Raw genomic sequence first — 369 nt, 5'->3', positions numbered from 1 at the left:
GGTCGCCTACGCGGTGGTGTTCTTCGGCACCCTGATCAAGCGCAAGGTCAAGCACATCTATGTCGGCAACTGGTTCTTCGGCTCGTTCATCCTGACCACCGCGATGCTGCACATCGTCAACCACATGTCGCTGCCGGTGAGCTGGTTCAAGTCCTACTCGATGTACTCCGGCGCCACCGATGCCATGGTCCAGTGGTGGTACGGGCACAACGCCGTAGGCTTCTTCCTGACCACCGGCTTCCTCGGCATGATGTACTACTTCGTGCCCAAGCAAGCCGGGCGCCCGGTCTACTCCTACCGGCTGTCCATCGTCCACTTCTGGGCGCTGATCACCCTGTACATCTGGGCCGGCCCGCACCACCTGCACTA

Annotated in this window: 1 protein-coding gene; it reads left to right on the top strand. The window is 61.0% G+C overall.

Features of this window, described 5'->3' with window-relative positions; all coding sequences use genetic code 11:
• Positions 1–369, top strand: a 369-nt coding sequence (locus HMPREF2716_RS10060) for a cbb3-type cytochrome c oxidase subunit I (protein ID WP_177343800.1), incomplete at both ends; no start/stop codon positions are given.

This window comes from Pseudomonas sp. HMSC076A11 (assembly GCF_001810205.1).
GTDB classification, from domain to species: domain Bacteria; phylum Pseudomonadota; class Gammaproteobacteria; order Pseudomonadales; family Pseudomonadaceae; genus Pseudomonas; species Pseudomonas aeruginosa.
Note: the sequence above shows the minus strand (reverse complement) of the source record. Positions and strands in the feature narration are given on the sequence as shown.